The 3,960-nt window shown below is 44.9% G+C and carries 3 protein-coding genes and 1 pseudogene; all 4 read left to right on the top strand.

Features of this window, described 5'->3' with window-relative positions; genetic code table 11:
* Positions 1 to 638: hypothetical protein (locus F457_RS14015; RefSeq protein WP_040921137.1), on the top strand; the 638-nt coding region annotated here is incomplete at its 5' end.
* Between the two features lie 12 nt (positions 639 to 650).
* The gene (locus tag F457_RS0111470) at positions 651 to 1,142 is read left to right on the top strand and encodes a hypothetical protein (protein ID WP_018981282.1); all 492 of its coding nucleotides are present in this window, start codon (positions 651 to 653) and stop codon (positions 1,140 to 1,142) included.
* Positions 1,143 to 1,192: 50 nt separating this feature from the next.
* Positions 1,193 to 3,187: pseudogene (locus F457_RS0111475) on the top strand (hemagglutinin repeat-containing protein); the annotation flags it as partial.
* Positions 3,153 to 3,755, top strand: a complete 603-nt coding sequence (locus F457_RS0111480) for a hypothetical protein (RefSeq protein ID WP_156809461.1) — start codon at positions 3,153 to 3,155, stop codon at positions 3,753 to 3,755. The pseudogene F457_RS0111475 and the gene F457_RS0111480, both read left to right, overlap by 35 nt.
* Positions 3,756 to 3,960 lie beyond the last annotated feature (205 nt).

Genomic DNA, 3,960 nt, shown 5'->3' on the forward strand with positions numbered 1-3,960 from the left:
GCGCGAAAGTGGTGTGGGACATTGAGCACGGGGATAGCAACGCTGCGAAGATTGATCTGCTGATGGGGGCGATTAGCGCGACGGGTCTTGATGTCCAAGCGTTTCATCTTGTCGGAACGGGGCTGAGCGACGTTGGTAAATCTGTTCTTCACTATATGCAGAGTGAGGGCGGTGTTGGGGCCGGCGCGGGCGCTATTATTGGGGGAGGTGGCAAGAAAGCTCTCGCGGAAGGTGAGAAAACCACTGAAAAGACATTAGAGGAGGGAGGTTCAAATTTCTCTAAGGAGGAGCCATGGAAAAACCCTGACGGGACATTTATTGGTAAGACGGGAAGTGATGAGAGTAAGCGTGTTCTTGATGAAGTGGATGATGCCAACAAAGAAGCTGAAGCATTAGCCAATCAGATTGTTGGTGAAGGAGCAACGACAAAGCACATTATCCCTCCTAAGAATGGTAGTGAGCCAGGATGGGTGAAAGTGAGCGCAGATGGAAAGCGGAATGTAACTTATCGTCCGAAGGGATTGTCTGGAGATAAAACGGAAAATCATATTGCGAATATTGACATAAATTCGCAGGAAGTGCATTCTGTTACAAAAGGAAAAAACTTGAAAATTAAAATCCCTGAAAAAAAAGAGTAAGGAATATGTAACGTGACAGAAAAAAATCTAGAAAAGTTTTTTTTGTGGTATCAAGATCCTCTTATTTGTCTAAGTATTGAAAATTGTTATAGTCTTGTTGCTCTTTTTACGTCAGTTCCCTATAAAAATGGTTATAATTGGAACGATAAAAAAGAGTATTACTCCCTTGAATGGTGCCAAAATAGTCTAGATTTCCTTTATAGAACAGTTGTGAGTGGATTATGTGATTTTACTTTTTCTGAGGACACGCTTCGTCCGATTATTGATAAGCTTGCTAAGGAAGGGCCAGGTGTTTTCCCGGGCTATGGGGTATGGGAAGAGGATCAAATCTACATCACAGATAAGGGGCGAGCTCTTCTACGAGAGTGCCATGTGGATGTTGAGACAAAGGAGACGTCCTTTCTGTTAAAAGAAAAGCTTACAAAGCTGTTTTATGATTGTGGTGTAGGTTTTGAAAAAAATGCATTCGTAAAAATGCATGATTATCCGCCTGAGATTGAATAATAATTCTATTATTGATTGATTTTTCATAAAAAACTTCACGACAAAGCGCGAGTGCTGGGCGTGATCTCAGTCTTGTTGCACGTGGCCCGAGCGATGGGGATAAGACGGGCGGGTCTCTTGACCTGACGGCAGCTCAGCTGGATGCGGCGAAAGACGTGGGGCTGAAAGCGGGATGGAACAGCACGGGAACGCTTAACCGGAGTAAGAGTAGCTCAGCGTCCTTGGGCGTGGATGTCAGTGTGGGTGCTGGGGGCGTTGGTGCGGGTATTTCTGCATCAGGACAAATGCAGAAGCAAAACGGCCATAGTGCGAGCGCGACCGCGGTTGATACGACCGTTAATGGTTCGCAAAACGTTACGATTAACGCTCCCGGAACGACGGACATTAATGGCGGGGAAATTACAGCCAAGCGCATTGATGTTCATACAGGCACGCTGGCCATTACGAGCCCACAAAATACGTCGGACTATGAAAGCAAAGCGACACAAGCGAGTGCTAGCGGAGAAGTTGGCACGACGGTGCAGGAGTATAATGCGAGTGGCTCCTATAACCAGCAAACGTTGAAAGATCATTTTGTCACGACCGAGAGGAAGCTATCGGGTTTATATGCGGGATCTGACGGGCTTGGTGTTGATGTTAGCGGTGACACGACGCTGAAAGCGGGTGTGATTAGCAGTACGGCGGATGCAAGCAAGAATAGCCTCACGACGAAGCATCTTGACGCGCAGAGCGAAGACAACAGCTCGGTTTGGAAGATCGAGAGTGTCGGCGGGCAAGGAGGTGTCGGTTCTGGCATGCTGAGCAGCGCGTCCAACTCGGTGTTGACAGCGGTTAAAAGCATGGCGGCGAACTCGCTTGGGATGCTGGGCGGTGGCCGCTCGCATAATGAGCACAGTACGAGCTACTCAGCGATTGGTGGGAACATCACGGTTCATGCGACGAGCCAAAGCGGATCGTATCTCACGGATGTGACCAAGGCGAACGGTGCGCTTGAGAACAAATTTGACCCGCAAAAGCTGCAAAACGAAGTGCAAGCCTCCCAGGTTGGTTCTCAGCTTGTGGGATCGGCGATTGGAAAAGTCTCCGATGTGTTAAAAGACCAACATGTCTGGGGCTTTAAAGATGGCGGCTATTTACGGACGGCGCTTGAAGCGGGTGGCAATGCAGGGATTGCGGCTGCAACAGGCGGTAATGCAGGCGCTGCAGCGGCGAGCACGGTCTTAGGGAACATAGCGGCTTCGCAAACGCGACAACTTGTTGGTGATTTAGCAGGCAGTCTGACCGATAATCCCGCGCTACGCACCAGTTTGACGAATGCGCTGAGCAATATCATTGCAAGTGGAGCGGGAGCAGCCGGTGGCCTTGCCTTTGGCACAGACCACAGCACGGGGATCAACGCCCTCAGCGGCGCCGCCGCAGCCTCCGCTATCCAGCAGTATAATCAGGCAAATGAGGACCAAGCGGAGAAAGAGCGAGAGAAAATTGGGAAAGATATTTTGGAAGCTGACCCAGAAGTGAAAAAGTTACTTTTGACTTCACCAACGGCTAAGGCTGAAATTGAGGGATTAGAAAAACAAGGTTGGTCTATTGTTTATGGGGAAGGAGGAGAAGGTTATACAGATTATAATACAAAGAAAATCATACTGAACTACGCTGATGCCCAATACGGGACTGGTGGCGTTGCCAGTACTATAAGTCATGAGCTTGGTCATGCGATACATAGAACAGAATATGATTACTCGTCTAAAGATGCTTTTGTGAGTAAAACGCTTGATGGAGAGGGATGGGCAACATTAAATAATATTATAATTTCGAGGGAAGTGAACTCAAAATTAAGCGACCCTTATAATAGAATGAAGGTCGAGACAAGTATTAAAGAAAATTCTGTAGTTTATGATAGTATATTTAGAGAAAAGGGGAATACCTATGACGCTGCTCATGAGATAGGAAAGTATTATATGGGTCATGAGTTTAATAGTGTTGATAAAAAGAAGTATGGAGATTATTACGGTGATGCGTATGATGCATATAGGAAGGGAAAGTAGGGTGAGGTTATTTTTTTCTATCTTTTTTCTATCTTTTTTCTATCTTTTTTCAGATAGTTATGGGAACGATCTATCTAGTATTATGTATTATCGCAAGGTAGAGGATGTTCTAAAAGTTTCTATAGAAAAAGAGCGAGGTCTGCATGATGCTTTTTATAAGAATATAGGGGGGAACAGTCCTTTTTATTTAAAAGAAAAAACAAGTGTATTAAATATTTATCATTTAAAAAGAAATTACATCGATAGTTCAGTAAGTGATTTTAATTTTGCATTGTCTCATGGTTATGTCAAATTTTTCTACGCACAATTTTTCATAAGTAAAAGAAAAAAATTATGTTATCCTCTGTTTAACCTAATGGATATTCTTAGCAGGTACCCACTGAGATTGTATTCAGATGTTTTTGCTCCAACTGAGTTCGCAACACCGGATGATTGGGGACGATCTTATGTGTGGCATCCTTATAATACCGAAGTTATTATAGGTACCTATAGGAAATATCCAGAATGTGTTAAAGATATTATGATTGAATTTGATAAGGAATCGTTTCAATATCCTTTCAAGCCATAGATAGTTAATTTTGCTGTAGGTGCAGGTTCTTATAGACTTAACGTAAACAAAATTCAAAATAGAAGGCTATTGTAGCAGGAGCGGCCGGAAATCTTGTCGCAGGAGGCGGACATAACAGCAGCGTAAACGCCCTCAACGGCGCCGCAGCAGCCTCCGCTATCCAGCAATATAATCAGGCAAATGAGGACCAAGCGGAGAAAGGGCG

The organism is Saccharibacter floricola DSM 15669 (assembly GCF_000378165.1).
Taxonomy (GTDB): domain Bacteria; phylum Pseudomonadota; class Alphaproteobacteria; order Acetobacterales; family Acetobacteraceae; genus Saccharibacter; species Saccharibacter floricola.